Origin of the sequence: Neorhizobium sp. CSC1952, from assembly GCF_030378245.1 — a bacterium.
Classification (GTDB): Bacteria; Pseudomonadota; Alphaproteobacteria; order Rhizobiales; family Rhizobiaceae; genus Neorhizobium; species Neorhizobium oryzae_A.
In genome coordinates, this window is record NZ_CP128416.1 from 4,317,616 (window position 1) to 4,339,854 (window position 22,239).

22 protein-coding genes and 1 tRNA gene are annotated in these 22,239 nt (G+C 62.8%); 9 read left to right on the top strand and 14 right to left on the bottom strand.

The genetic code is table 11. The annotated features are described in order from the left end of the window. Nucleotides 1-72: 72 nt before the first annotated feature. From glmU to pcsA, 6 genes are all read right to left on the bottom strand, one after another. Nucleotides 73-1,434 (bottom strand): bifunctional UDP-N-acetylglucosamine diphosphorylase/glucosamine-1-phosphate N-acetyltransferase GlmU, encoded by a 1,362-nt coding sequence (gene glmU, locus QTA58_RS20880; RefSeq protein ID WP_289670609.1) that lies wholly within the window; start codon nucleotides 1,432-1,434, stop codon nucleotides 73-75. Between the two features lie 129 nt (nucleotides 1,435-1,563). Beyond that, complete coding sequence (locus tag QTA58_RS20885; RefSeq protein WP_289670611.1) at nucleotides 1,564-2,637, bottom strand: BMP family ABC transporter substrate-binding protein; 1,074 nt, start codon at nucleotides 2,635-2,637, stop codon at nucleotides 1,564-1,566. 47 nt (nucleotides 2,638-2,684) lie between these two features. Then, complete coding sequence (locus tag QTA58_RS20890) at nucleotides 2,685-3,611, bottom strand: ABC transporter permease (RefSeq protein ID WP_289670613.1); 927 nt, start codon at nucleotides 3,609-3,611, stop codon at nucleotides 2,685-2,687. Further along, nucleotides 3,611-4,699: an ABC transporter permease gene (locus tag QTA58_RS20895; protein WP_289670614.1), complete on the bottom strand. Its 1,089-nt coding sequence runs from the start codon at nucleotides 4,697-4,699 to the stop codon at nucleotides 3,611-3,613. Before QTA58_RS20895 ends, QTA58_RS20890 begins: the two co-directional genes overlap by 1 nt. Continuing rightward, complete coding sequence (locus tag QTA58_RS20900) at nucleotides 4,689-6,284, bottom strand: ABC transporter ATP-binding protein (protein ID WP_289670615.1); 1,596 nt, start codon at nucleotides 6,282-6,284, stop codon at nucleotides 4,689-4,691. The genes QTA58_RS20895 and QTA58_RS20900 overlap by 11 nt, the downstream gene beginning before the upstream one ends. 176 nt (nucleotides 6,285-6,460) lie before the next feature. Beyond that, a complete protein-coding gene (gene pcsA, locus QTA58_RS20905) occupies nucleotides 6,461-7,189 on the bottom strand; it encodes a phosphatidylcholine synthase (RefSeq protein ID WP_085424397.1) in 729 nt (242 codons plus the stop codon). 186 nt (nucleotides 7,190-7,375) lie between these two features. On the opposite strand from pcsA, the gene QTA58_RS20910 reads away from it, so the two are divergent. Then, complete coding sequence (locus QTA58_RS20910; protein WP_289670617.1) at nucleotides 7,376-8,584, top strand: UbiH/UbiF family hydroxylase; 1,209 nt, start codon at nucleotides 7,376-7,378, stop codon at nucleotides 8,582-8,584. On the opposite strand, the gene QTA58_RS20915 is transcribed toward QTA58_RS20910, so the two are convergent. Beyond that, nucleotides 8,561-9,523, bottom strand: coding sequence for an AEC family transporter (locus QTA58_RS20915; RefSeq protein ID WP_289673250.1), 963 nt, complete (start codon nucleotides 9,521-9,523; stop codon nucleotides 8,561-8,563). The genes QTA58_RS20910 and QTA58_RS20915 overlap by 24 nt on opposite strands. A gap of 45 nt (nucleotides 9,524-9,568) precedes the next feature. Further along, nucleotides 9,569-10,333 carry a cytochrome c biogenesis CcdA family protein gene (locus tag QTA58_RS20920; protein ID WP_289670619.1) on the bottom strand — a complete coding sequence of 255 codons (765 nt, stop codon included), beginning with the start codon at nucleotides 10,331-10,333 and terminating at the stop codon, nucleotides 9,569-9,571. Between the two features lie 204 nt (nucleotides 10,334-10,537). Here QTA58_RS20920 and QTA58_RS20925 point away from each other — a divergent pair. The 5 genes from QTA58_RS20925 to QTA58_RS20945 all read left to right on the top strand — a co-directional run bounded on the left by QTA58_RS20925 (nucleotide 10,538) and on the right by QTA58_RS20945 (nucleotide 14,002). Then, a tRNA-Lys gene (locus QTA58_RS20925) sits at nucleotides 10,538-10,613 on the top strand. 554 nt (nucleotides 10,614-11,167) lie between these two features. Beyond that, nucleotides 11,168-12,694: a DegQ family serine endoprotease gene (locus QTA58_RS20930; RefSeq protein WP_289670621.1), complete on the top strand. Its 1,527-nt coding sequence runs from the start codon at nucleotides 11,168-11,170 to the stop codon at nucleotides 12,692-12,694. A 199-nt stretch (nucleotides 12,695-12,893) separates the two neighbouring features. Then, nucleotides 12,894-13,019: a hypothetical protein gene (locus QTA58_RS20935; protein ID WP_272937862.1), complete on the top strand. Its 126-nt coding sequence runs from the start codon at nucleotides 12,894-12,896 to the stop codon at nucleotides 13,017-13,019. 130 nt (nucleotides 13,020-13,149) lie between these two features. After that, complete coding sequence (locus QTA58_RS20940) at nucleotides 13,150-13,728, top strand: NAD(P)H-dependent oxidoreductase (protein ID WP_289670622.1); 579 nt, start codon at nucleotides 13,150-13,152, stop codon at nucleotides 13,726-13,728. A 94-nt stretch (nucleotides 13,729-13,822) separates the two neighbouring features. Beyond that, nucleotides 13,823-14,002, top strand: coding sequence for a hypothetical protein (locus QTA58_RS20945; RefSeq protein WP_085424392.1), 180 nt, complete (start codon nucleotides 13,823-13,825; stop codon nucleotides 14,000-14,002). A gap of 55 nt (nucleotides 14,003-14,057) precedes the next feature. On the opposite strand, the gene QTA58_RS20950 is transcribed toward QTA58_RS20945, so the two are convergent. Next, entirely contained in the window at nucleotides 14,058-14,318 is a 261-nt protein-coding gene (locus QTA58_RS20950; protein WP_289670624.1) for a DUF2171 domain-containing protein, read from the bottom strand. A 251-nt stretch (nucleotides 14,319-14,569) separates the two neighbouring features. Between QTA58_RS20950 and QTA58_RS20955 the strand changes: the two genes are divergently transcribed. Genes QTA58_RS20955 through QTA58_RS20965 form a run of 3 tightly spaced genes read left to right on the top strand, consistent with a single transcriptional unit; the run spans nucleotide 14,570 to nucleotide 17,785 of the window. After that, a complete protein-coding gene (locus tag QTA58_RS20955; protein WP_289670625.1) occupies nucleotides 14,570-15,862 on the top strand; it encodes an efflux RND transporter periplasmic adaptor subunit in 1,293 nt (430 codons plus the stop codon). Between the two features lie 11 nt (nucleotides 15,863-15,873). Next, a complete protein-coding gene (locus tag QTA58_RS20960) occupies nucleotides 15,874-16,590 on the top strand; it encodes an ABC transporter ATP-binding protein (protein ID WP_085424388.1) in 717 nt (238 codons plus the stop codon). Next, complete coding sequence (locus QTA58_RS20965) at nucleotides 16,580-17,785, top strand: ABC transporter permease (RefSeq protein WP_289670628.1); 1,206 nt, start codon at nucleotides 16,580-16,582, stop codon at nucleotides 17,783-17,785. The genes QTA58_RS20960 and QTA58_RS20965 overlap by 11 nt, the downstream gene beginning before the upstream one ends. Nucleotides 17,786-17,914: 129 nt before the next feature. Here the strand turns inward: QTA58_RS20965 and sufA are convergent, their stop codons facing one another. The 5 genes from sufA to sufC all read right to left on the bottom strand — a co-directional run bounded on the left by sufA (nucleotide 17,915) and on the right by sufC (nucleotide 22,225). Further along, nucleotides 17,915-18,304, bottom strand: a complete 390-nt coding sequence (gene sufA / locus QTA58_RS20970) for a Fe-S cluster assembly scaffold SufA (protein WP_085424386.1) — start codon at nucleotides 18,302-18,304, stop codon at nucleotides 17,915-17,917. Nucleotides 18,305-18,438: 134 nt separating this feature from the next. Continuing rightward, nucleotides 18,439-18,819, bottom strand: coding sequence for an SUF system Fe-S cluster assembly protein (locus QTA58_RS20975; RefSeq protein ID WP_085424385.1), 381 nt, complete (start codon nucleotides 18,817-18,819; stop codon nucleotides 18,439-18,441). Nucleotides 18,820-18,830: 11 nt separating this feature from the next. Next, nucleotides 18,831-20,072: a cysteine desulfurase gene (locus QTA58_RS20980; RefSeq protein WP_289670631.1), complete on the bottom strand. Its 1,242-nt coding sequence runs from the start codon at nucleotides 20,070-20,072 to the stop codon at nucleotides 18,831-18,833. 101 nt (nucleotides 20,073-20,173) lie between these two features. Next, nucleotides 20,174-21,448, bottom strand: a complete 1,275-nt coding sequence (gene sufD, locus QTA58_RS20985; RefSeq protein WP_289670632.1) for a Fe-S cluster assembly protein SufD — start codon at nucleotides 21,446-21,448, stop codon at nucleotides 20,174-20,176. A 21-nt stretch (nucleotides 21,449-21,469) separates the two neighbouring features. After that, nucleotides 21,470-22,225 carry a Fe-S cluster assembly ATPase SufC gene (gene sufC / locus QTA58_RS20990; RefSeq protein ID WP_085424382.1) on the bottom strand — a complete coding sequence of 252 codons (756 nt, stop codon included), beginning with the start codon at nucleotides 22,223-22,225 and terminating at the stop codon, nucleotides 21,470-21,472. Between the last annotated feature and the right edge of the window lie 14 nt (nucleotides 22,226-22,239).

Here is a 22,239-nt window from a genome sequence, read left to right on the forward strand (position 1 = left end):
AGCTTTCCGCAATCGGCCCGCCGGTCACTTTCGATGTCTGAAAGTAACGGTCGCCGGTTAAGACGCGGTTGTTTATTTACCCGCTTTTTTAGCGGCCTTGAAAGCAAGTGCCCGTTCCCGGATCACTTTGGCACGTTCGGGCTTCACTTCCTGACGCGCGCGGCCAAGGGCGAGAGCATCCGCCGGGACGTCCTCGGTGATGACACTGCCCGATGCGATATAGGCGCCGTCGCCGATCGAAACCGGGGCGACCAGCGAGGAATTCGAACCGATGAACGAGTTGGCGCCGATCCGCGTCACGTGCTTGTTCACCCCGTCGTAATTGCAGGTGATCGTGCCTGCGCCGATATTCGCGCGGGGTCCGACGAAGGAGTCGCCGATATAGGTCAGATGGTTGACCTTGGCGCCCTCGCCGATCTCGGAATTCTTGACCTCGCAGAAATTGCCGACCTTCGCATGCACGAGCAGCTTCGCGCCAGGACGCAGGCGTGCGAACGGGCCAATCTCCGCGTCGGCGCCAATATGGGCACCTTCGATATGGGAAAAGGAATGGATGACCGCGCCGCTCTCGACCGTCACGTGAGGTCCGAAAAAGACGTTCGGCTCGATCACGGCGTCTTGGGCGATCTCGGTATCATAGGAAAGGAAAACGGTTTCGGGCGCGATCATGGTGACGCCGGAGAGCATCAATTCTTGGCGGCGGCGCTCCTGCCAGTGTCTCTCGAGGACCGCGAGCTCGGCCCGGTTGTTGCAGCCGGCAACTTCCGTCTCGGGCGCATCGACAACCATCACCCTGCCGCCGGCCGCGCGGGCGATCTCGACGATGTCAGTGAGGTAATACTCGCCCTTGGCGTTGTCGTTGCGGATCCTTTCGAGCAGCGACAGCGCCTTGCGGCCGTCGATCGCCATCAGCCCGCTGTTGCACCAGGTGATCCTGCGTTCTTCGTCCGTCGCGTCCTTCTCCTCTCGAATGGCGATGAGCTCGCCGTCTTCGACCAGCAGGCGGCCGTATCCGTTCGGATTGTCCGTGTGGAAACCGATGACCACGACATCCGCGCCTTGAGCCAGCTTTTCACGCGCCGCGGCGAAAGGCGCCGGAGTGACCAGCGGAACATCGCCATAGGCGACGAGGATATCATCATATCCGCGGGCGATCGCGTCCTTGGCGGCCAGAACCGCGTGGCCGGTTCCCAGCCGTTCCGTCTGCTGGAAAGCCTCCACCGAAACGCCGTCCAGGGAGCCCGCCTTGACGACCGCTTCCGCATCACGCCCCACCACGAGCGCTGCGTCGGAAACGCCGGTCGAGGCGACCGCCGCCATCACATGCGCAATCATCGGCCGGCCAGCCACCTTGTGCAGCACCTTCGACATCGACGATTTCATGCGCGTGCTGTCGCCGGCGGCGAGGATGACGGCAAGGCAGGAACGGCTCATCGGGAATCTCCTTCTCGGCATTGGCCGCTTCATATCAGCAACTTCCTTGAAGCGCGATAAACGGGTTGTGTGCAACCGAAACAAAAAGGGCGCCGACCGGCGCCCTCCTCGCTTCAGTTCCATCAAAGCTTATTGGGGCAGCTTGTCATCCACGCCTTCGACATAGAAGTTCATGCCGAGGAGGACGCCGTCCTGCGGCTTCTCGCCGGCGGCGAGCCAAGGCGTGCCGTCCTGCCTGTTGATCGGGCCGGTGAAGGGATGCAGTTCGCCCGACTTGATCTTGGCTTCGGTTTCTTCCGCCATCGCCTTCACGTCGTCCGGCATGTTGGTATAGGGCGCCATGGTCAGGATGCCGTCCTTCAGGCCGTCCCAGATCTGCTCGGATTTCCACGTTCCGTCGAGCAGCGCCTGGGTCCGCTTGATGTAATAGGCACCCCAGGTGTCGACGATCGCGGTCAACTGCGTCTTCGGACCGGCGGCGATCATGTCGGAAGCCTGGCCGAAAGCGAGGATGCCGCGTTCGGCTGCGACCTGCATCGGCGCGGTCGTGTCGGTGTGCTGCGTCAGGATATCGACGCCCTGGTCGATCAGCGCCTTGGCGGCATCGGCTTCCTTGCCCGGATCGAACCAGGTATTGGCCCAGACGACCTTCAGCTTGAAATCCGGGTTGATCGACTTGGCGCCGAGTTCGAAAGCGTTGATGCCCATCACCACTTCCGGGATCGGGAAGGAAGCGATGTAACCTGCCACGCCCTTCTTCGACATCTTCGCGGCGATCTGGCCCTGGATGTAACGGCCCTCGTAGAAGCGCGAATTGTAGGTGGCAACGTTCGGCGCGGCCTTGAAACCGGTCGCGTGCTCGAACTTCACGTCCGGAAATTTCTGGGCGACCTTGATGGTGGCATCCATGAAGCCGAAAGAGGTGGTGAAGACGAGCGCGCAGCCGGAACGGGCCATGCGCTCGATCGCGCGTTCCGCATCGGGGCCTTCCGGCACGTTTTCCAGGAAAGGCGTCTCGATCTTGGCATCGAGCGCCTTCTGAAGCTCCTGGCGGCCGATCTCATGCGCCTGCGTCCAGCCGCCATCCGTGCGGGAACCGACGTAAATGAAACAGACCTTCGTCTTTTCCTGTGCCTCGGCGCCGGTCACGAACCCGCCAAGCAAGGCGGCCGATGCGGCAAGGGCGATAATCAATTTCTTCATTTCCTGACCTCTATTGGCTTGAAGACGGTTTTGTTGTGGTGCCGCGGTCACCGATCGGGGACAAAGGGTTTCCCGAGCGACGCCGGCGTGTTGATGAGCGTCGTGCGGCGATTATGCGAAATGATGATCAGCACGACAATAGTAGCCGCATATGGAAGTGCGGACAGGAATTGCGAGGGGATGACGATGCCGAGGTTCTGCGCCAGTATCTGCGCATGCAGCTGGCCGATGCCGACCGCTCCGAAAAGATAACCGCCGGCAAGCACCCGCCATGGCCGCCAGGAGGCGAAGACCACGAGGGCAAGCGCGATCCAGCCGCGGCCGGCCGACATGTTCTCCACCCATTGCGGCGTATAGACCAGCGAAAGCTGGGCGCCGGCAAGCCCGGCACAGGCGCCTCCGAACATCACCGCCAGATACCGGGCGCCGATGACGTTGATGCCGAGCGCGTGGGCGGAGGCATGGTTGTCGCCGATCGCCCGGATCTTCAAACCCCTGCGGCTCCTGAACAGGAACCAGTTGATGCCGATGACGAGCGTCACGGACAGGTAGAAGATCAGGTCCTGGCTGAACAGGACGCGACCGAAGAACGGGATGTCGGAGAGCAGCGGGATGACGATCGGCTGCAGCTTGATGCCCGGCAGACCCACGAAAGCCTCACCGAGCTGGCCCGAAAGACCAAGCCCCAGAATGGTGAGCGCGAGACCCGTCGCCACCTGGTTGGCGACCAATGTCAGGGTCAGGAAACCGAAAAGCAGAGAAAACAGCCCCCCGCCGACGATGCCGGCAAGGATGCCGATATAAGGCGAGCCGGAGAGCTGAGCTGCCGCGAAGGCGCAGACCGCACCCATGATCATCATGCCTTCGACGCCGAGGTTCAGCACGCCGGCGCGTTCCGCCACCAGCTCGCCGAGGGCTGCGATGACCAGCGGCGTCGACGCGGTGATGACGGTCAGGAGGATCGCCTCGAACATCAGCCAGTCACCTCCGCCGGTTTCGTTCGTGCGAAGACCAATCTGATCCTGTAGTGGATCAGCGTGTCGCAGGAGAGCACGAAGAAGAGCAGCAGCCCCTGGAAGACGCGGCTCACCTTGTCGGAAATGCCGATCGAAAGCTGCGCCGCCTCGCCGCCGAGATAGGTGAGCGCCAGCACGAGGCCGGAGGCAATGATGCCGAGCGGGTTCAATCGGCCGAGAAAGGCGACGATGATCGCCGTGAATCCGTAGCCGGGGGAAATCACCGGCTGCACGTGGCCGATGGAGCCCGAGACTTCGGAAATGCCAGCCAATCCCGCGAGCGCGCCGGAAAGCAGCATCGAGAACCACACCATGCGCCGGGCGGAGAAGCCGGCAAAGCGCCCTGCCCGCTCCGACTGGCCGAGCACGGAAACCTCGAACCCTTTCAGCATGAAGCGCATCATGAACCACAGGGCCACGGCGGCGACGATCGCGAAGACGAAGGCCCAGTGGGCGCGGCCGGAGGACAGGATTTCCGGCAGCACCGCCTCGATCTGGAAACTCTTGGTCTGCGGGAAATTGTACCCCTGCGGATCGCGCCAGGGACCACGCACCAACCAGTCGAGGAAAAGCCCGGCGATATAGACCAGCATCAGGCTCGTCAGGATCTCGTTGGTGTTGAACCTCGTCTTCAGAAGCGCCGGGATTCCGGCATAAAGCGCGCCGCCCGCCATACCCATGACCAGCATCAGCGGCAGGATCATCGGCGAATGCCATTCCGGATAGAGCACAGGCAGGATCGAGCCGGTGATCGCCCCAATGGTGAACTGGCCTTCCGCGCCGATGTTCCAGTTGTTGGAGCGGTAGCAGACGGAGAGGCCTACCGCGATCAGGATGAGAGGCGCCGCCTTGATCGCAAGCTCGTGCAGCGACCAGATTTCGAGCAGCGGTTCGACGAAATAGACATAGAGCGCGTTGAGCGGGCTTTTTCCCAGCAACCAGAACATGATGGCGCCGAAGACGAGCGTCAGCACCAGCGCCAGCAGCGGCGAGAGAAACGAAAACAGCGTCGAGACACGGGCGCGCTTTTCGAGCTCAATGCGCATAGGTGCCCTCCGGCCTGGAAGGCGCCGCGTCCGATATCGAATGGCTTTCGTGAATGCCGCCCATCATCAGGCCGATGCGCTCCAGCGTCAGCGTGCCGGCCGGATGCGGTTCGGAGAGCCTGCCTTCCGAAATCACCGCGATATTGGTCGCCACTTCGAAAATCTCGTCGAGGTCCTGGCTGATCACCACCACCGCCGAACCCGCCTTGGCAAGATCGATCAGCGCCTGGCGGATGCGGCTTGCCGCGCCTGCGTCGACGCCCCAAGTCGGCTGGTTGACGACAAGGACCGCAGGCTGGCGGTCGAGCTCGCGTCCGACGATGAATTTCTGGAGATTGCCGCCGGAAAGCGAACCGGCGAGCGGGTCCTCACCGCTCTTGCGGACATCCATCGCCTCGCAGATGCGGCGGGTCGCGGAACGGACAGCGTCGTGACGGATGATCGACGCGACGCCGCCTGCCAGAAATGCCCGCTTGTCCGACTGGCTGCGGGCCAGCAGGAGGTTGTCCGAAAGCGCCATGGCGGAAACTGCCGCATGGCCATGACGCTCTTCCGGCACGAAGCCCGCGCCGAGCAGCCGGCGGCCGCTGATGCCTATGCGGCCGACCGCCTTGCCGCGGATGCGGATCGCTTCGTCCTCGGAGACCGGATATTCGCCCGACAACGCATCGAAGAGCTCGCCCTGCCCGTTGCCCGCCACACCCGCGACCGCCAGCACCTCGCCGGCGCGGACTTTCATGGAAATGTTCTTGAGCGAGACGGCAAAGGGCGTTCGGGCGGGCACCGAAAGGTTGCTGACCTCGATACGGATATCGCCAAGTGCAGCACCGTCGTCCCGATGCACCTCCGCGACATCCGAGCCGACCATCATGCGTGCGAGCGAGGCGGGCGTTTCCAGCTTCGGGTCGCAGGCTCCCGTGACCTTGCCGTGGCGCAGAACGGTGGCGCGGTCGCAGATGCGCCGCACCTCCTCCAGCCGATGGCTGATATAGAGAACCGAGCGGCCCTCGGCCTTGAGCTTGAACAGCGTTTCGAACAGCCGGTCGGCCTCTTGCGGCGTCAGCACCGAGGTCGGCTCGTCGAGAATGATGAGCCTGGGGTTCTGGAGCAGCGCCCGGACGATCTCGATGCGCTGGCGCTCGCCGACGGAAAGATCGGCCACATGCGCCTTCGGGTCGAGCGGCAGACCGTAGGCCCGGGAAAGCGACGCGGCTTCCTCGGAAATCCTCGACAGCGAAATCTTCGGATCGAGCGACAGCGCAATGTTTTCCGCGACCGTCAGCGCCTCGAACAGGGAGAAATGCTGAAAGACCATGCCGATGCCAAGCTGCCGGGCCCCGCCTGGCGAGGCGATCGTCACCGGCATGCCTTCCCAGAGGATCTGTCCGGCGCTCGGCTGCAGGACGCCGAAAAGCATTTTCACCAGCGTCGACTTGCCGGCGCCGTTTTCACCCAAAAGCGCATGGATTTCACCCGGCGCGATATCGAGATCGATCGCGTTGCACGCGGCAAAGCTGCCGAAAAGCTTGGTCAAACCTCGAACCGACAAGAGCGGAACGGCCGCCGGGTCATCGGATAACGTCACAGAACCCCCTGTTTGCCGCCTTTGCCCCACCTTCTCACGAGGCTTCGCGGGCATGGCAGCGCATTGTTTTTCCGAACGCTTCCCAAGACTTAAAGCCTCAGCGCGCGTCTGTCATATTGATACCGTTTTTGTTGCTTCGCACAACATGAAAGACGAGGGAGAAAAACAAGGTCCAACTATTTTCCGAGATTGGGAAAGAGCTGCAGCACGCCGCCGATGCAATACAGATAGATCCCGCTGGCGACCACGCCCCAGATGACCCAGCCGGGTGTGGCGAAATGCAGAAGAAGCGAATAGCCGCCCAGCGCACACCATATGAGACATATGGCGAGATTGAGCGGCCTCAGCCGCTTGACCCGGACCGGATGCAGGAAATTGATCGGCAGGAACGTGAGGACGACCGAGACGGATACGAGGATCATCGCGGTCGTTGCACTGGCATCGATGACGAAGAGCGTGAAGATCACCATGTTCCAGACCACGGGGAAGCCGGAGAAGAAATATTCCTCCGTCTTCATGCCCATGTCCGCATAATAGACCGCGCTGGAGACGACGATCGCTCCGGCGGCCAGGAAGGACCAGGGCTCGCCGATCATGCCGCTCTGGTAGAGAGCGAAGGCCGGCAACAGAACATAGGTGACATAGTCGATGATGTTGTCGAGCGTGTCGCCGGACCAGTTCGGCAGGACTTCCTTGACCCGCACCTTGCGGGCGATCGGCCCGTCTATGCCGTCGACGAGCAGCGCCAGGCCGAGCCACCAGAACATATCGACGAAACGATGCTCGGCCGCCGCGACAACGCCGAGGAAGGCAAGAAAGGAACCCGAGGCCGTCAGGAGATGAACGGAGAAGGCGCGGATTTCCGCATAGGGAACGTTCCGGTAGTTGAAGATTCGCCTGATCACGCGTCAGTCCCGCCTTTCGCTCATCCCCGACGTATGCGGCCAATCCGCATGCTTTGCAACCGGCTTGACCCTTTCCATCCGCCTAAAGCGTTGCTTTTTCTATGCTGCGCCGCGATGCCCCATGGATATGCGCGCGCGGAAGTTCTAGTTAATCCGTCACGGACATTCGCAAGCAGGACGACGGACATGCAGCATTTCGAAATCGCCGTGGTGGGCGCAGGACTGGCCGGATCGGTCGCGGCCCTGGCGCTCGCGCGCGCCGGCCGCAAGGTGGCGCTCATCGCTCCCGCATCCGAAAGGACCGACGAGCGCACCACGGCGCTGATGGACCAGTCGATCCGGTTCCTGGAGCGGCTCGGCCTATGGGAAGACATAGCGCCGTCGGCGGCGCCCCTTTCCATCATGCAGATCATCGACGGCACCAAGCGGCTGTTGCGCGCGCCGGCGGCCCAGTTCCGCGCCATGGATGTCGGGCTCTACGCCTTCGGCTACAACATCCCCAACCGGGCCCTTTCCAGGACACTGGATGCCGCCGTCTCGGCCGAACCCAACATCATCAAACTGGAGCACAGCGTCGGGATGCTGGATTATAACGACGAACGGGCGGCCATCACGCTTTCGGATGGATCGACGATTACCGCCGATTTCGTCATCGGTGCCGACGGCCGGAAATCGAAGACCCGCGAGGCCGCCGGGATCGGTGTGCGCCGCTGGTCCTATCCGCAATCGGCGCTGGTGCTCAACTTTGCCCACACGCTGCCGCACGGCAATGTCTCGACCGAATTCCACACCGAAACGGGGCCCTTCACGCAGGTTCCCCTGCCCGGTTCGCGCTCCAGCCTCGTCTGGGTGGTCAAGCCGCAGGAGGCGCAGCGCCTTGTCGAACTGCCTGCCGGGGAGTTGTCCCGGGCTGTCGAAGACCGGATGCAATCGATGCTCGGCAAGGTGACCGTCGAGGGGGCGCCGCAAGTCTGGCCGCTTTCCAGTCTGATGGCCGACCGGTTCGGCAAGGGGCGGCTGGCGGTGATCGGGGAAGCCGCGCATGCCTTTCCGCCGATCGGCGCGCAGGGCCTCAACCTTTCGCTGCGCGACATCATCGCGCTCACGGAACTGCTGGCCGCCATGGGCGACCGGCCGATCCCGGCGGATGCGGGCGAGCGCTTCAATCGCCGACGCCGTCCGGACGTCATGAGCCGCACCTTCGGCGTCGATCTCCTGAACCGCTCGCTGCTTTCGGATTTCCTGCCCGTGCAGATGTTGCGGGCCGCAGGCCTGCACATTCTCACCAGTGCGCCGCCGCTCCGCAACCTGCTGATGCGCGAGGGGATCGAGCCGGGCCGCGGCTTCCGCGCCGTCATCGACGCCTTGCGCCTACGGAACGAGGTCCGGCGGTAGCATCCCGGAATGGATGAGGTAGAGCAGAACCGGTAGCGTCAGTACCGAGGCCGCAGTGATGATCAGGATGCTGGCCGAGGCCCTTTCCTGCCAGATGCCGTATTGCTGGCTGATGACGAAGACATTGGTTGCCGTCGGCAGCGCCGAAAGCAGCATCGCCGAATAGATCCAGACCGGATCGAAATTGCCGATCACCGAAAGCACCGTGTAGGTGGTCATCGGCAGGACGATCAGCTTGAAGACGGCGATATAGCCGATCTCCGCCGGCACGCGCCTGATCGGCCGAAGCGCAAGCGTGACGCCCATGGCGAAGAGCGCGCAGGGCGCTGCGGCCTGGGCGAGATAATCGACCAGCCGCCGAAAGGCCTCGGGCGGCTGGACCGAGAAGGCGGCGAAGCAGAAGCCGAGCGCCGTTGAGATGATGAAGGGGTGCAGCGCCACTTTCCGGGCGATATCGGTAACGACCTGCAAGAGCGGGCGCTTGTCGCCGCCCGCCATCGCCATCATTGCCGGCGCGACGATGAAATGCGCCGCGTTCTCGAAGCAGACGATCAGCGCCACCGGCACTGCCGCCGCTTCGCCGAAGGCGAGCAGCGCAAGGCCCGGCCCCATATAGCCGATATTGCCGTAGGCTCCTGCGAAGGACTGGATGGTGCAGTCGGCAAACGAGTTGCGGCGAATGAAGAAGCCGATCAGGAAGAGCACGAGGAAGATCAGATAGGTCGCGCCGATTTCGCCGAAGATGAAATCGGCCCGCGTCAGCTGCTCCACCGGCGTGCGCGACACGAGCTTGAAGAAAAGTGCCGGAAGGGCCGCGTAGATGATGAAGGTATTCATCCAGCCGAGCGCCTCGGCCGGCTGTTTGATGACCTTTGCGGCGAGATAACCAATGAAGATCAGCCCGAAGAAGGGCAGCAGCAATGCGACGATATCGGCCATCATTCCCCTGCCCGAAGCCGGGCCGTGTTGGAAGGAGCCTTCCCGTTAGCCGATTTGCATCAGGATTGGAAAGGTCTGCTGGAACCAGATCGCGGCGGAACTGACGAAACCGAAAATGAAGGCGAGGCCGGTCAGGATCAGGAAAACGCCCATGACCTTCTCGACCATGCCGAGATGGCGGCGGAAACGGGCAAGGAACCGCATGAAGGCACCGGAAAAGCCGGCGGCGATCCAGAAGGGCACGGCGAGCCCCAAGGAATAGATGGCGAGCAGCGTCGCCCCCTCGCCCACCGTATCGCGCGAAGCGGCCACGCCGAGAATGGCCCCGAGCACCGGACCGATGCAGGGCGTCCAGCCGAAGGCGAAGGCAAGGCCCATGATGTAGGCGCCGGAAAGCGTCGCGGGCTGCCCGCCCCCTTGAAAGCGTGCCTCGCGCGCCAGAAGGCCGATCCGGAACACGCCCAGAAAATTCAGACCCATGACGATGATGATCAGGCCGCCGATCTTGGAGAGAAGATCGAGATGCTGGCGAAGCAGCACGCCGATCGTCGAGGCTCCGGCGCCGAGCGCCACGAAGACCGTCGCAAAGCCGAGCGTGAAGAAGAGCGCCGACATCAGCACCGCCTTGCGCGTGCCGTTCCCCGAATCGACGACCGCCGCACCGCCATCGCCACCGCCGCGGAACTGATCCACCGAAATGCCCGCCATATAACAGAGATAAGGGGGCACGAGCGGCAGAACGCAGGGGGAGAGGAACGACAGGGCGCCGGCAAGAAGCGCGCTCAGGAGGGATATTTCGGCAATCGACACGTGTGGCTCCGGCTGACGGGCTTTTCGGCGCCCGCGGCTGTGCCTCAGGTAATAGCCCAAGGCCCCGAATGCCAATCACCTTTTCGCTCCGGGCGGGGAAAAGCGTCAAGACGCCGCATTTTTGCTGTTTTTGCGGGTTGACCGCAAGGTGTCGCCTGCATATGTTCCGCGCACTTTCAGGGACGCGCTCCGGCGCGGCCACGGGAGAGCGTAGCTCAGCCGGTAGAGCAACTGACTTTTAATCAGTAGGTCCTGGGTTCGAATCCCAGCGTTCTCACCACCTTAAAAATCCTTCATCTTTCCCGCGAAGCGACATTGTTACAGATAAGTCAGGTTCCTACCGGGCAATCTGCGGGTGCACGGCGTCGAGCACGGATGATCTAACCTTTTGAAGATATGGAATGTTCTTCCTCAAGCTTGCAGCCTGAGGGTTAAGATTGGGTCGGAAATTCGGCAAACCCCGGCGTTGGAACCTTATTTATTGTTAAGCTGACTGCTGCGGATCGAAAGCGTAATTTCACATCGAGGCTGAATACCGCCGGCGGCAGGGACGTGCCGCGACGCGACGGTATGAGACAGCCCGCCGAAACCTCTGAGATCACAGTCGGAGGCGCGCCGTGCGCTCGTTTGTTCCAATAAGCCATCGACCGGCAGAATCGCCACGGCATCCGCCCGGATAAAGCCGACCTTCGACGGGCAAGCCGCGCTCGCTCCTCGCCCGCCAATCTCAACCAATTACCCACCGGCTGCGGAGGCTCTCCGCGGTCCTGATCCCTCTTGCCCGCAACGCCGCCTCCCGGCGTACCGGGCACCGGCAGATGAAAGGAGATCATCATGTCCAATATCCTCCGCAAACATCGTATCGCAGCACTTCTCGGAGCCGCAATCGTCGCCGTTCCGCTTGCGATGCCCGTCGTCCTGGGCACCAGCGCCGCCCATGCCGCAACCGATGCGCCGCCCATCTCCGGCATCACCGCCCCAGGCGGCTCCTTCGCTCCGATCGTTTCGGCCGACAAGCCTGCCGTCGTCACCATCACCACCACGATGAAGGCGCAGAATGTCAGCTCCGACGAGAGTTCGCTCTTCGGAGACGATTCGCCCTTCGACGAGCAGTTCCGGCAGTTCTTCGGCCAGCAGGGTATTCCGATCCCGCGCCAGATGCCGCAACGGCCGACAGAACGCGCCGAAGCCCTCGGCTCCGGCTTCGTCATCACCCCGGACGGCTATATCGTCACCAACAACCACGTGATCGACAATGCGACGAGCATCAAGGTAACCCTCGACGACGGCACGGAGCTGCCCGCGAAACTCGTCGGCGCCGATGCCAAATCCGATCTTGCGGTGGTCAAGATCGACGCGCCCAAGCCGCTGGCCACCATTGTCTGGGGCGATTCCGACAAACTCAATGCCGGCGACCAGATCCTTGCGATCGGCAATCCCTTCGGCATCGGCACGACCGTCACGGCCGGCATCGTCTCCGCCCGCGGCCGCGACCTGCACAGCGGCCCCTATGACGATTTCATCCAGATCGATGCGCCGATCAATCACGGCAATTCGGGCGGCCCGCTGGTCGATCTTCAAGGCAAGGTGGTCGGCATCAATACCGCGATCTACTCGCCGAACGGCGGCAGCGTCGGCGTCGGTTTTGCCATTCCCTCCGACCAGGCCCAGAAGGTCGTCGCCAAGCTGATGAAGGACGGCTCGATCGAACATGGCTTCATCGGCGTGCAAATCCAGCCGGTGACCGCCGATGTCGCAAGCGCGATCGGCCTCGGCAGGCCGGAAGGGGCGCTGGTCGCCAAGGTAAGCGAGGACACGCCCGCCGCCCGTGCGGGTATCGAGACGGGGGACGTCATCACGGCGCTTGGCAGTCAGGCGGTCAAGTCGCCGAGGGACCTGTCGCGCATGGTCGCCGACCTCGCGCCCGGCTCCAGGGAAGGCCTCACCGTCTGGCGTCAGGGGCAAAGCAAGGAGCTGAACATCACCGTCGGCGGCAATCAGGACGACCAGAAGCAAGCTTCCGCCGCCAGCGGCGACAAGTCGAGCCCGGCCGCGCAGCGTGTCCCGACGATCGGCGTCGGCCTTGCCGATCTCACGCCCGATATCCGCCAGGCGCTCAATCTGCCGCGCCGGGAAAGCGGTGCGGTGATCGAAAGCGTGGCTCCCGACAAGCCGGCGGCGGATGTGGGCCTGCAGCCCGGAGACGTCATCGTCTCCGTCAATCAGCGGCCCGTCAAATCCGCGGGCGAAGCCAAGACCGCCGTCGCGGAAGCCGGCAGAGCCGGCAGGAAATCGGTCCTGCTTCTCATCCAACGCGGCGACAACCAGACCTTCGTGGCGGTTCCCTTCTCCGTCGGCTGAGCGGTCTGGACAGTCTTTCCGCATCGGCGCTGCCGGATTTTCGGCTCAGACAGCGCCGATGCGGATGCTCCAAAAAGGAGAGCCGGCAAACGCAGAAGCAATACCTGCCGAAAAACTTAAGCCGCACGATTTCTTCTGAAGCAACCTGCACCGGAACCTTCGACTATCCGCACCGTTAGTATGGCCGAAGGAGTTCTTGATGCGAATTATTTTTGTCATTCTCGTTTTCTCGGTGCTCAGCATCCTGGCATTCAAATACAAGGATCAGTCGCTCGGTGAGGTCGACATCCTGGCTTCGCCGGCGGAGCTTTCGGCAAAGAACTAGGTCGGTATCCGCGATCGGGGATACCGGCCGCCGGCCTGCCGCAGCCTCTTCGCCGGCTTGACCATTCCCATCCTGCAACCATATTCCCCAGCGCCACCTCCAAGATCATTTTCCGAAAACGAGAGATTTCATGGCCAAGCCCAAGATTGCGATCATCATCACCAGCACGCGCGATGTCCGCTTCGGCGAAAAGCCGGCCAAGTGGATCTACGATACGGCGTCGCAGCGCGACGACATGGAGTTCGAGATCGTCGACCTCCGCGATTTCCCGCTGCCGTTCTTCAACGAGAAGGCTTCCAACGCCTGGGTTCCGACCGAGAACGAAACGGGCCGGCGCTGGCAGAAGAAAGTCGCGGAATTCGACGGCTACATCTTCATCGTCGCCGAATACAATCGCTCGATCACGGCGGTGCTGAAAAACGCCCTCGACTATTCCTACAACGAATGGAACCGCAAGCCGGCGGCGGCCGTCGGTTACGGCAGCGTCGGCGGCGCGCGGGCCGTGGAGCACCTCCGCAACATCGCCGTGGAGCTGCAGATGGTCCCGACCCGCCCGGGCGTCCACATCCAGGGCGCCGACTTCTTCGCGGTGTGGCAGCAGGAAAAGAATCTGACCGATCTCACCCATCTCGAACCGGGCGTGAAAACCATGCTGGACGATCTTTCCTGGTGGGCGACAGCCCTGAAAACGGCCCGCGAAAAGACCTGAGCGCTCTTCACGAGAGATTGATCCGAAGGTTCAGGTCCCCGGCCGGAACCTTCGGATTCGCTGGAACGTTTCATGGCGATAAGGAGTGATTGCCATGAACTTCCGAAACGCCCTGATCGCCTTGGGATCGGCGATCGCGGGCGGCCTCGTGGTCGCCCTTCTTATGCATCCGGCAAACCCGACCACGGCCGCAAAAACCGACCGGCTCAGCGGACCGCCGTCGGAAACCGCCTTCCTGCCGGAACGTTTCGGCGTTCCGAGCTCGACGCAATAGATCAGCGTTGAGAAACCTGGCGAAAGCCGGCGCCTTCCAATGCGCCGGCTTTCTTTCAATGGACGGACTTGCCGCCTTCTTCCTCTTCGAACGAGACCGCCACATCGCCGTCGGCCGAGAGCCGTACCGTGTCCCCTTCGATATCCACGACGAGATCGAGCGGGACGAAGTGATGGTGGCCCTTGTGGCTGCCTTCGCCGCTATCCTTCCGCGTCAGCTTGATCCGGCCACCCTCGATACGGTCGACGGTTCCTACATGAACTCCATCGGCACCGATGACCTCGGCATGTTCCTTGATTCTTTCAGCATCGATCATGGGAAATCTCCTTCCTTGCGCTGCGACAACGCATGAGCCGAGATATCGATGCATACCGGCAGGTATGATCGCACCGCCCTTGCCACCTCGGGCTTCGGCACCACCTTACCGATATTTAAGTATCTCCTACACGCATTTCATGTCATTGGGACCATAGGGAAATCCGCGATGACCATGCTTCCGGCGGATTTGCGCCGCATGACGGCGAAGCGGCGGTGGAGCCTCCAGTTGATCATCATCAAGAGAAGGACATGACCTTGAACGTGCAGAAGACACCGGACCCGGCAGCAAAGACGAGCGCCACGCCCGATCTTGCCGCGATCCTGGCGGCCTCAGGCCGGCGCGACAAGCGCCGCTGGTTCTTCTGGCCGATTCTGGTCGTCGTTCTCGCGATCGCCGCCGTCGGCGGCTATTCCTATTTCGGCAATAACGGGCCGCGCTACGATTATACCACACAGCCGGTGAAGCAGGGCGGTCTTTCGGTCATCGTCACCGCAACCGGCTCGGTTCAGCCGACCGATCAGGTGGATATATCGAGCGAGCTGTCCGGCACGGTGCGTAAGGTCAACGTGAGCTATAACAGCGCGGTCAAGCAAGGCGACGTGCTGGCCGAACTCGATACCAACAAGCAGGAGGCCGACGTCCAGAGCGCGCGGGCCCAGCTTGCCTCCGCAAGGGCCAACGTGCTCAAGGCGGAAGCGGAAGCCGCTTCGGCAAAGAACACGCTCGACCGGCTGACGGGCCTCGTCAGCAACCGCATTTCCAGCCAGCAGGAACTCGACGCGGCGAAATACGCCTACGATTCGGCGCTTGCCACCACGGCCATCAACGAGGCCTCGGTGCTTTCCGCCGAAGCCAACCTGCGGCTCGCCGAAGTCAATCTGTCGAAATTGAAGATCGTCTCGCCGATCGAAGGCATCGTGCTGACCCGCGACGTGGATCCCGGCGCAACGGTCGCCTCTTCGCTCAACGCGCCGGTGCTCTTCACCATTGCCGGCGACCTGAGACGCATGGAGCTGCAGGTCGCCGTCGACGAGGCGGATGTCGGCCAGGTGCGGGAAGGCCAGACGGCGAAATTCTCCGTTGACGCCTATCCGGAACGCAGCTTCCCCGCCACCATAGAGGCCGTACGCTTCGCTTCCGAGACTGTGTCCAACGTGGTCACGTACAAGGCGATCCTGACCGTCGACAACGCAGACCTTCTCCTGCGTCCCGGCATGACGGCGACGGCCGACATCACGGTGCAATCCGTCTCCGATTCGCTTCTCGTGCCGAATGCGGCGCTCCGCTATTCGCCGCCGACGACCGCGCGCGGCCGCGGCGATCTCCTGAGCCGCCTCTTTTCGCCGCCCCGCCCGCGCGGCAATCGCGGCGGCAACGAGGCCTCGGCTGCCGGCCGCGCCGTCTGGGTGCTGCGCAACGGCGTTCCGGAGCGCGTGCAGGTCGAGACCGGTCCGACCGACGGGCAGTTCACGGTGCTGAAATCCGGAGAGATCAAGGAAGGCGATCTGCTGATCACGGATGCCGTCGCGCGGGCCAATTGAGAGGAGACGCCATGACGCTCCCTCCCCTCATCACGTTCAGGCAGGTCTCGAAATTCTACGGGCGCGGGGAAGCGACGATCCGGGCGCTCGACCATATCGACCTCTCCATCTCGCGGGGAGAATTCGTGTCGATCATGGGGCCGTCGGGATCCGGCAAATCGACCGCCATGAACATCATCGGCGGTCTCGACGTGCCCTCCTCGGGCGAATACCTGTTCCAGGGCATTCCGACCAGCAGCTTCGACCGCTCGCAGCTCACCCTGCTGCGCCGGCATATGCTGGGCTTCGTCTTCCAGGGATTCAACCTGCTCGCCCGCACCTCCGCCGTCGAGAACGTGGAACTGCCGCTCGTCTATCGCGGCATGGACCACAAGGAGCGCCGCCAGCGTGCGCTCGCAGCCCTCGAACAGGTGGGGCTGAAGGGCCGTGAGGGTCATACGACGCAGGAACTTTCCGGCGGCCAACAGCAGCGCGTGGCGATCGCCCGCGCCATCGTCACCGACCCCGCCGTGCTGCTTGCCGACGAACCGACCGGCAATCTCGACACCAGGACCAGCATCGAGATCATGGAGCTGATAACCAGGCTCAACCGCGAGAACGGCATCACCGTGATCATGGTAACCCACGAGGAGGATATCGCCGCCTATGGCAAACGCCTGCTGCGTTTCGTCGACGGCCGTCTCGCTTCCGACCAGGCCCAAGTGAAGGAGCCGGACCGTGTTTCTTGAAACGGCAAAACTCGCCTGGCGTGCCATCAGCCGCAACATGCTGCGCTCCTTCCTGACCGTGCTCGGCGTCGTCATCGGCGTCGCGGCGGTGATCGCCATGGTGACCGTCGGCAACGGCACGACGGCCCGCGTCCAGTCGGAGCTTTCCCGCCTCGGCACCAACACGCTTTTCGTGCGCCCCGGCCAGTGGGGTCCCGGACGGGCGAGCACGGAAGCGAAACGCTTCACCGACAGCGACATTCTGGCGATCCAGGAGCAGGTAAGCGGCCTCAGGGCCGTGGCCCCGGTGAACCGCGGCACGGCCACCGTCATCGCCGGGGGAGCCAATCACTCCACCAGCGTGATCGGCACGACCAACGACTATCTGATCGCCCAGGATTGGGATCTGTCGCTCGGCCGCAGCTTCCTGCCGAACGAGGACCGCGGCAGCCAGGCCGCCTGCGTCATCGGGGAAACGGTACGCCGGGAGCTCTTCGGCTCCGCCAATCCGGTCGGCCAGAACATCCGTGTCAGCAATGTCGCCTGCCCGGTCGTCGGCGTGCTCGCCGTCAAGGGGCAATCGGGAATGGGCGACGACCAGGACGACACGGTCGTCATGCCGCTGAAACTGCACCAGCGGCGGATCGGCGGCACGAAGACGATCAGCAGCATCATTCTTTCGGCACAGGACGGCGTCTCGACGGCCAAGGTGCAGTCGGACGTGGAAAGCCTGCTGCGCGAACGCCGCCGCATCGCGATCGGCCGCGAGGACGATTTCTCGGTCAACGACATGTCGCAGATCGCCGCCGCCATGACGGGCACCACCGTCCTGCTCACCGGCCTGCTCGGTGCCGTCGCGGCCGTCAGCCTGCTCGTCGGCGGCATCGGCATCATGAACATCATGCTGGTGTCGGTGACCGAACGCACGCGCGAGATCGGCATTCGGCTGGCGATCGGCGCGCTGGAGCGCCAGGTGCTGACCCAGTTCCTCGTCGAGGCCGTGATGCTGTCTATCTTCGGCGGCGTGACCGGCATTGTCGCCGGGCTTACGCTCGCATTCGGCGTGGTCAGCTACCTGCAGGTGCCCTTCGTGGCGAGCCCGACGATCATCCTGCTGGCCTTCGCCTTCTCAGCGGCGATCGGCATGGTCTTCGGCTATTTTCCCGCCCGTCGCGCAGCACAGCTCAACCCGATCGAAGCGCTTCGGCACGAGTGAGTAAATAGGCGAGAAGGCCCATTTGGTACGCCCTCCTCGGGCTTGCCCCGAGGATCTGCAACGGCCTAATATATTGAATAGCTTAGATCCTCGGACAAGTCCGAGGATGATGACGGACGAACCAGCGCGTCAGACGCGTGCTTCCGCTTCGCGTTGCTTGGCAAGCGCTGCGAGGTCCGCCGGCTTCAGCTCGACGGATTCGCCGCAGCCGCAGGCCGATGTCTGGTTCGGGTTCACGAAGGTGAAGCCGGAGCGCATCCTGGTGACTTCGAAATCCATCTGAGTGCCGAGGAGATAAAGCACGGCAGAAGGCTCGACCCAGACCCGCGCGCCTTCGCGTTCAATCAAATCGTCCTTGGCGTTCGGTTCGGTGACGAGATCGATCGTGTATTCCATGCCGGCGCAACCGCCCTTCTTGATCCCGACGCGGATGCCCTTGGCGTCCGGTCCGGAATTGGCCACGATCTGCTTGACGCGCGTCGCGGCGGCATCGGTCATCGTCATAATTGCGAAGCCCATGAGCTCATTCTCCTTCCACAGCCGGGTTCAAGGCCCGGTGTTATCGGAATCAATGTAGTACCGGCCAATTAACCGATCAATACCAGCTAGCCACATGATCTCATCTGAAAAGTCTACAGCTTTTCAGGATCATGCTAGTACCAGCCGACGGCGACCTGAGCCTCTTCCGACATGCGGTCGGGGGTCCAGGGCGGATCGAAAGTCATCTCCACCTCGACGCCGGAAACACCTTCGACGGCGCCGACGGCGTTTTCCACCCAGCCGGGCATTTCGCCGGCGACCGGGCAACCCGGAGCGGTCAGCGTCATGACGATCTTCACCATGCGGTCGTCTTCGATATCGATCTTGTAGACGAGGCCGAGTTCGAAGATGTCGGCCGGGATTTCCGGATCGTAGACCGTCTTCAGCGCCGCGACGATGTCGTCGCTCAAACGGGCCAGTTCATCGGCCGGAATGGCGGATTGGATGATCCCTTCGCGGGCGTCCCATTTCGGTTCCGTTTCATCGACAGCCATCACAAGCTTCCTCAGGCAAAGAAATTGCGCGCATATTCCAGCGCATCCGCAAGCGCGTCCACTTCGGCGCGGGTATTGTACATGCCGAAGGATGCCCGGCATGTGGAGGTCACGCCGAAGCGTTTCAAGAGCGGCATGGCGCAATGCGTGCCGGCGCGGACCGCGACCCCCTTGCGGTCGATCACCATCGAGACGTCATGGGCATGGATGCCGGCGAGCTCGAAGGAGAAGATGCCGCCCTTGCCGGGCGCATTGCCGATGATGCGCAGCGAATTGATCGCCCTGAGCCGCTCGGCCGCATAGGCCGCAAGGTCCGCTTCATGGCGGGCAATCGCCGCCCGGCCGATCTTGTCCATATAGTCCAAAGCATAGCCCAGCCCGATCGCCTGGACGATCGGCGGCGTGCCGGCTTCGAAGCGATGGGGCGGATCGTTGTAGGTGACGTTATCCTCCGCCACCTCGAAAATCATCTCGCCGCCGCCCTGGAACGGCCGCATCTCCTTGAGGCGATCCATCTTGCCGTACAGCACGCCGATGCCCGAAGGGCCGTAGAGCTTGTGGCCGGTCATCACGTACCAGTCGCAATCGATGTCGCGCACATCGACCGGCATGTGCACGGCGCCCTGGCTGCCGTCGATCAGAACCGGAATGCCGCGCTCATGCGCAATGCGGCAGACCTCCTTCACAGGAACGATCGTGCCGAGCGCATTCGACATATGGGTGATCGCCACGAGCTTCGTCTTCTCGGTCAGGGACTTCTCGAAATCCTCGATATGGAAGGCGCCCTCGTCGTCGACCGGCACCCAGACGAGCTTCGCCCCCTGCCGTTCGCGGATGAAATGCCAGGGCACGATGTTGGAGTGATGCTCCATGATCGTCACGACGATCTCGTCGTCCGCGCCGATCTTCGGCATGCCCCAGCCATAGGCGACCGTGTTGATCGCTTCCGTCGAATTCTTGGTGAAGACGATCTCGTCGACCGAGCCGGCATTCAGGAAACGGCGCACCTTTTCGCGCGCCGCCTCGTAAGCCTCGGTCGCGGCATTCGACAGGAAATGCAGGCCGCGATGCACATTCGCATATTCGCTCGAATAGGCGTGCCTGATCGCGTCGATCACCGCCTGCGGCTTCTGCGCCGAGGCGCCATTGTCCAGGTACACCAGCGGCTTGCCATGCACCATGGTCGACAGGATCGGAAAATCCCGCCTTATGGCGTCAACGTCATAGGCGGTCACTGGTGTCGTCTGGTCCATGTCAGACCCTTTCCTATCGTTGCAGCCGTATCAACCGTCGTGGATGCTCGGCACAAGGCCGAGCATGACGATGGAAAGATCAGTCGCTCTCGTCAGCGACCTCAGGCGTGCTTCTCGAGCCAGGCCGAGATGACGCCTTCCAGCGCCTCGACCAGCTTTTCGTCTTCCAGCTCCTCGACGATCTCCGCCACGAAGGCATTGACCAGCATCGCACGCGCCTTGTTCTCCGGAACGCCGCGCGCCATCATGTAGAAGAGATGGTTGCGATCGATATCGGCGACCGTGGCGCCGTGGCCGCAGACGACGTCGTCGGCGAAGATTTCGAGTTCGGGCTTGGCCGAGAAATCGCCGTCATCGGTGAGCAGCAGCGTGTTGCACGACATCTTCGCATCGGTCTTCTGGGCATCGGGCGCGACCCGGATCATGCCCTGGAAGACGCCGCTGGCCTTGTCGAACACGACGTTGCGGATGATCTCCGTCGAATTGGTGTGCGGCACGTTATGGCCGAGCACCAGTGTCACGTCGGTATGGCTTTCGCCCCCGAGCAGGTTGACGCCGCGCAGCGTCAGTTCGGCGCCCTCGCCTTCCACGTTGATGCGCAGCTCCTGGCGCACCAGCTTGCCGCCGGCATTGACGACGAAGAGCCTGAGCTTTGCATTGGCGCCGAGTTCGACGCGTATCTGGCCGAGATGGGTGTCGGCCGCGCCCTGCTGCTGCAGGATGATCCAGGTGACTTCCGCACCGTCTTCCAGCGCGATGTCACTGATCGAGGACACCAGCGCGGCGCCTTCGGTCACCGCGCGGTGACGCTCGATGATCGTCGCCTTGGACGATGCGCCGAAAGAGACCGGGAAACGCGTGTGGATCTGGCCGGCGCCATGCAGCGCCTGGAGCTCGACCGGCTCTTCCAGTTCCGTATTGGCGGGAACCGTGATCGCAAAGCCGTCGCGCACGAAGCTGCCGTTGATGCGACCGATCGCATCGTCCCTGTCGAGCGCCGTCAGGGCGGCGGCGGCCGAACCGTCGGCGAGCTTTTCCTTGAAGGCCGCGATGTCCAGGCTTTCAATCGAAGGCTTGGCAGCGGCTTCGCCCTGCAGGACAGAAAGAACCTGCGAACCCTCCACGACGGGCGCGATGGGATCGAGCGCCGGTACCGAGACCGCATCCGGAACGGTGCGCAGCAGGTTCTTGAGGTCCGTATAATGCCAGGATTCGATGCGGCGGGTCGGAAGACCGGCCTTCTTCAAATCGTCCAGAAGCCGGTCGCGCTTGCCCGCAACCGTGCCGTCGCCCGGCAGTTCGCCGAACTGGGCGCCGAAGGCTTCGACCAAAGCGGTTTCGGCGGCCGTCAGGCGCATTGTCGTCTGCATGTTCATGACAACATCCTTCCTCGGCGCTTACGCCGCTTCCCCGATGATGTCGGCATAGCCGTTCTCTTCCAGCTCGAGCGCCAGCGCCTTGTCGCCGGAGCGGATGATCCGGCCCTTGTAGAGAACGTGAACGGTGTCCGGCACGATGTAATCGAGCAGGCGCTGGTAATGGGTGATGACGATTGTGGCGCGGTCCGGCGACTTCAGCGCGTTGACGCCGTCGGCGACGATCTTCAGCGCGTCGATGTCGAGGCCGGAATCGGTTTCGTCGAGCACGCAAAGCTTCGGCTCAAGCAACGCCATCTGCAGGATCTCGGCGCGCTTCTTTTCGCCGCCGGAGAAACCGACGTTCAGCGGGCGACGCAGCATGGCCTGGTCGATCTTCAGCTTTTCGGCGGCATCCTTGACGCGGCGCATGAAGTCCGGCGTCGTCAGTTCCGCCTCGCCGCGCGCCTTGCGCTGCTCGTTCATCGCCACCTTGAGGAACTGCATGGTGGCCACACCCGGGATTTCCACCGGATACTGGAAGGCGAGGAAGATGCCCTTGGCGGCGCGCTCGGCCGGATCGAGTTCCAGAATGCTCTCGCCGTTATAAAGGATGTCACCCTCGGTGACTTCGTAATCCTCGCGGCCGGAGAGGATATAGGAAAGCGTCGACTTGCCGGAGCCGTTCGGGCCCATGATCGCGGCGATCTCGCCGGGCTTCACGGTGAGGTTCAGGCCGCGGATGATCTCGGTGCCGTCCTCGGCGATACGTGCGTGCAGGTTCTTGATCTCAAGCATAATTCTTATCCTTC

What these genes read in the sequence shown, in the direction of transcription:
- glmU (WP_289670609.1), bottom strand. Translation starts at nt 1,434, where the DNA reads ATGAGCCGTTCCTGCCTTGCCGTCATCCTCGCCGCCGGCGACAGCACG.
- QTA58_RS20885 (WP_289670611.1), bottom strand. Translation starts at nt 2,637, where the DNA reads ATGAAGAAATTGATTATCGCCCTTGCCGCATCGGCCGCCTTGCTTGGC.
- QTA58_RS20890 (WP_289670613.1), bottom strand. Translation starts at nt 3,611, where the DNA reads ATGTTCGAGGCGATCCTCCTGACCGTCATCACCGCGTCGACGCCGCTG.
- QTA58_RS20895 (WP_289670614.1), bottom strand. Translation starts at nt 4,699, where the DNA reads ATGCGCATTGAGCTCGAAAAGCGCGCCCGTGTCTCGACGCTGTTTTCG.
- QTA58_RS20910 (WP_289670617.1), top strand. Translation starts at nt 7,376, where the DNA reads ATGCAGCATTTCGAAATCGCCGTGGTGGGCGCAGGACTGGCCGGATCG.
- QTA58_RS20915 (WP_289673250.1), bottom strand. Translation starts at nt 9,523, where the DNA reads ATGGCCGATATCGTCGCATTGCTGCTGCCCTTCTTCGGGCTGATCTTC.
- QTA58_RS20930 (WP_289670621.1), top strand. Translation starts at nt 11,168, where the DNA reads ATGTCCAATATCCTCCGCAAACATCGTATCGCAGCACTTCTCGGAGCC.
- QTA58_RS20935 (WP_272937862.1), top strand. Translation starts at nt 12,894, where the DNA reads ATGCGAATTATTTTTGTCATTCTCGTTTTCTCGGTGCTCAGCATCCTG.
- QTA58_RS20940 (WP_289670622.1), top strand. Translation starts at nt 13,150, where the DNA reads ATGGCCAAGCCCAAGATTGCGATCATCATCACCAGCACGCGCGATGTC.
- QTA58_RS20945 (WP_085424392.1), top strand. Translation starts at nt 13,823, where the DNA reads ATGAACTTCCGAAACGCCCTGATCGCCTTGGGATCGGCGATCGCGGGC.
- QTA58_RS20950 (WP_289670624.1), bottom strand. Translation starts at nt 14,318, where the DNA reads ATGATCGATGCTGAAAGAATCAAGGAACATGCCGAGGTCATCGGTGCC.
- QTA58_RS20955 (WP_289670625.1), top strand. Translation starts at nt 14,570, where the DNA reads ATGACCTTGAACGTGCAGAAGACACCGGACCCGGCAGCAAAGACGAGC.
- QTA58_RS20960 (WP_085424388.1), top strand. Translation starts at nt 15,874, where the DNA reads ATGACGCTCCCTCCCCTCATCACGTTCAGGCAGGTCTCGAAATTCTAC.
- sufA (WP_085424386.1), bottom strand. Translation starts at nt 18,304, where the DNA reads ATGGGCTTCGCAATTATGACGATGACCGATGCCGCCGCGACGCGCGTC.
- QTA58_RS20975 (WP_085424385.1), bottom strand. Translation starts at nt 18,819, where the DNA reads ATGGCTGTCGATGAAACGGAACCGAAATGGGACGCCCGCGAAGGGATC.
- QTA58_RS20980 (WP_289670631.1), bottom strand. Translation starts at nt 20,072, where the DNA reads ATGGACCAGACGACACCAGTGACCGCCTATGACGTTGACGCCATAAGG.
- sufD (WP_289670632.1), bottom strand. Translation starts at nt 21,448, where the DNA reads ATGAACATGCAGACGACAATGCGCCTGACGGCCGCCGAAACCGCTTTG.
- sufC (WP_085424382.1), bottom strand. Translation starts at nt 22,225, where the DNA reads ATGCTTGAGATCAAGAACCTGCACGCACGTATCGCCGAGGACGGCACC.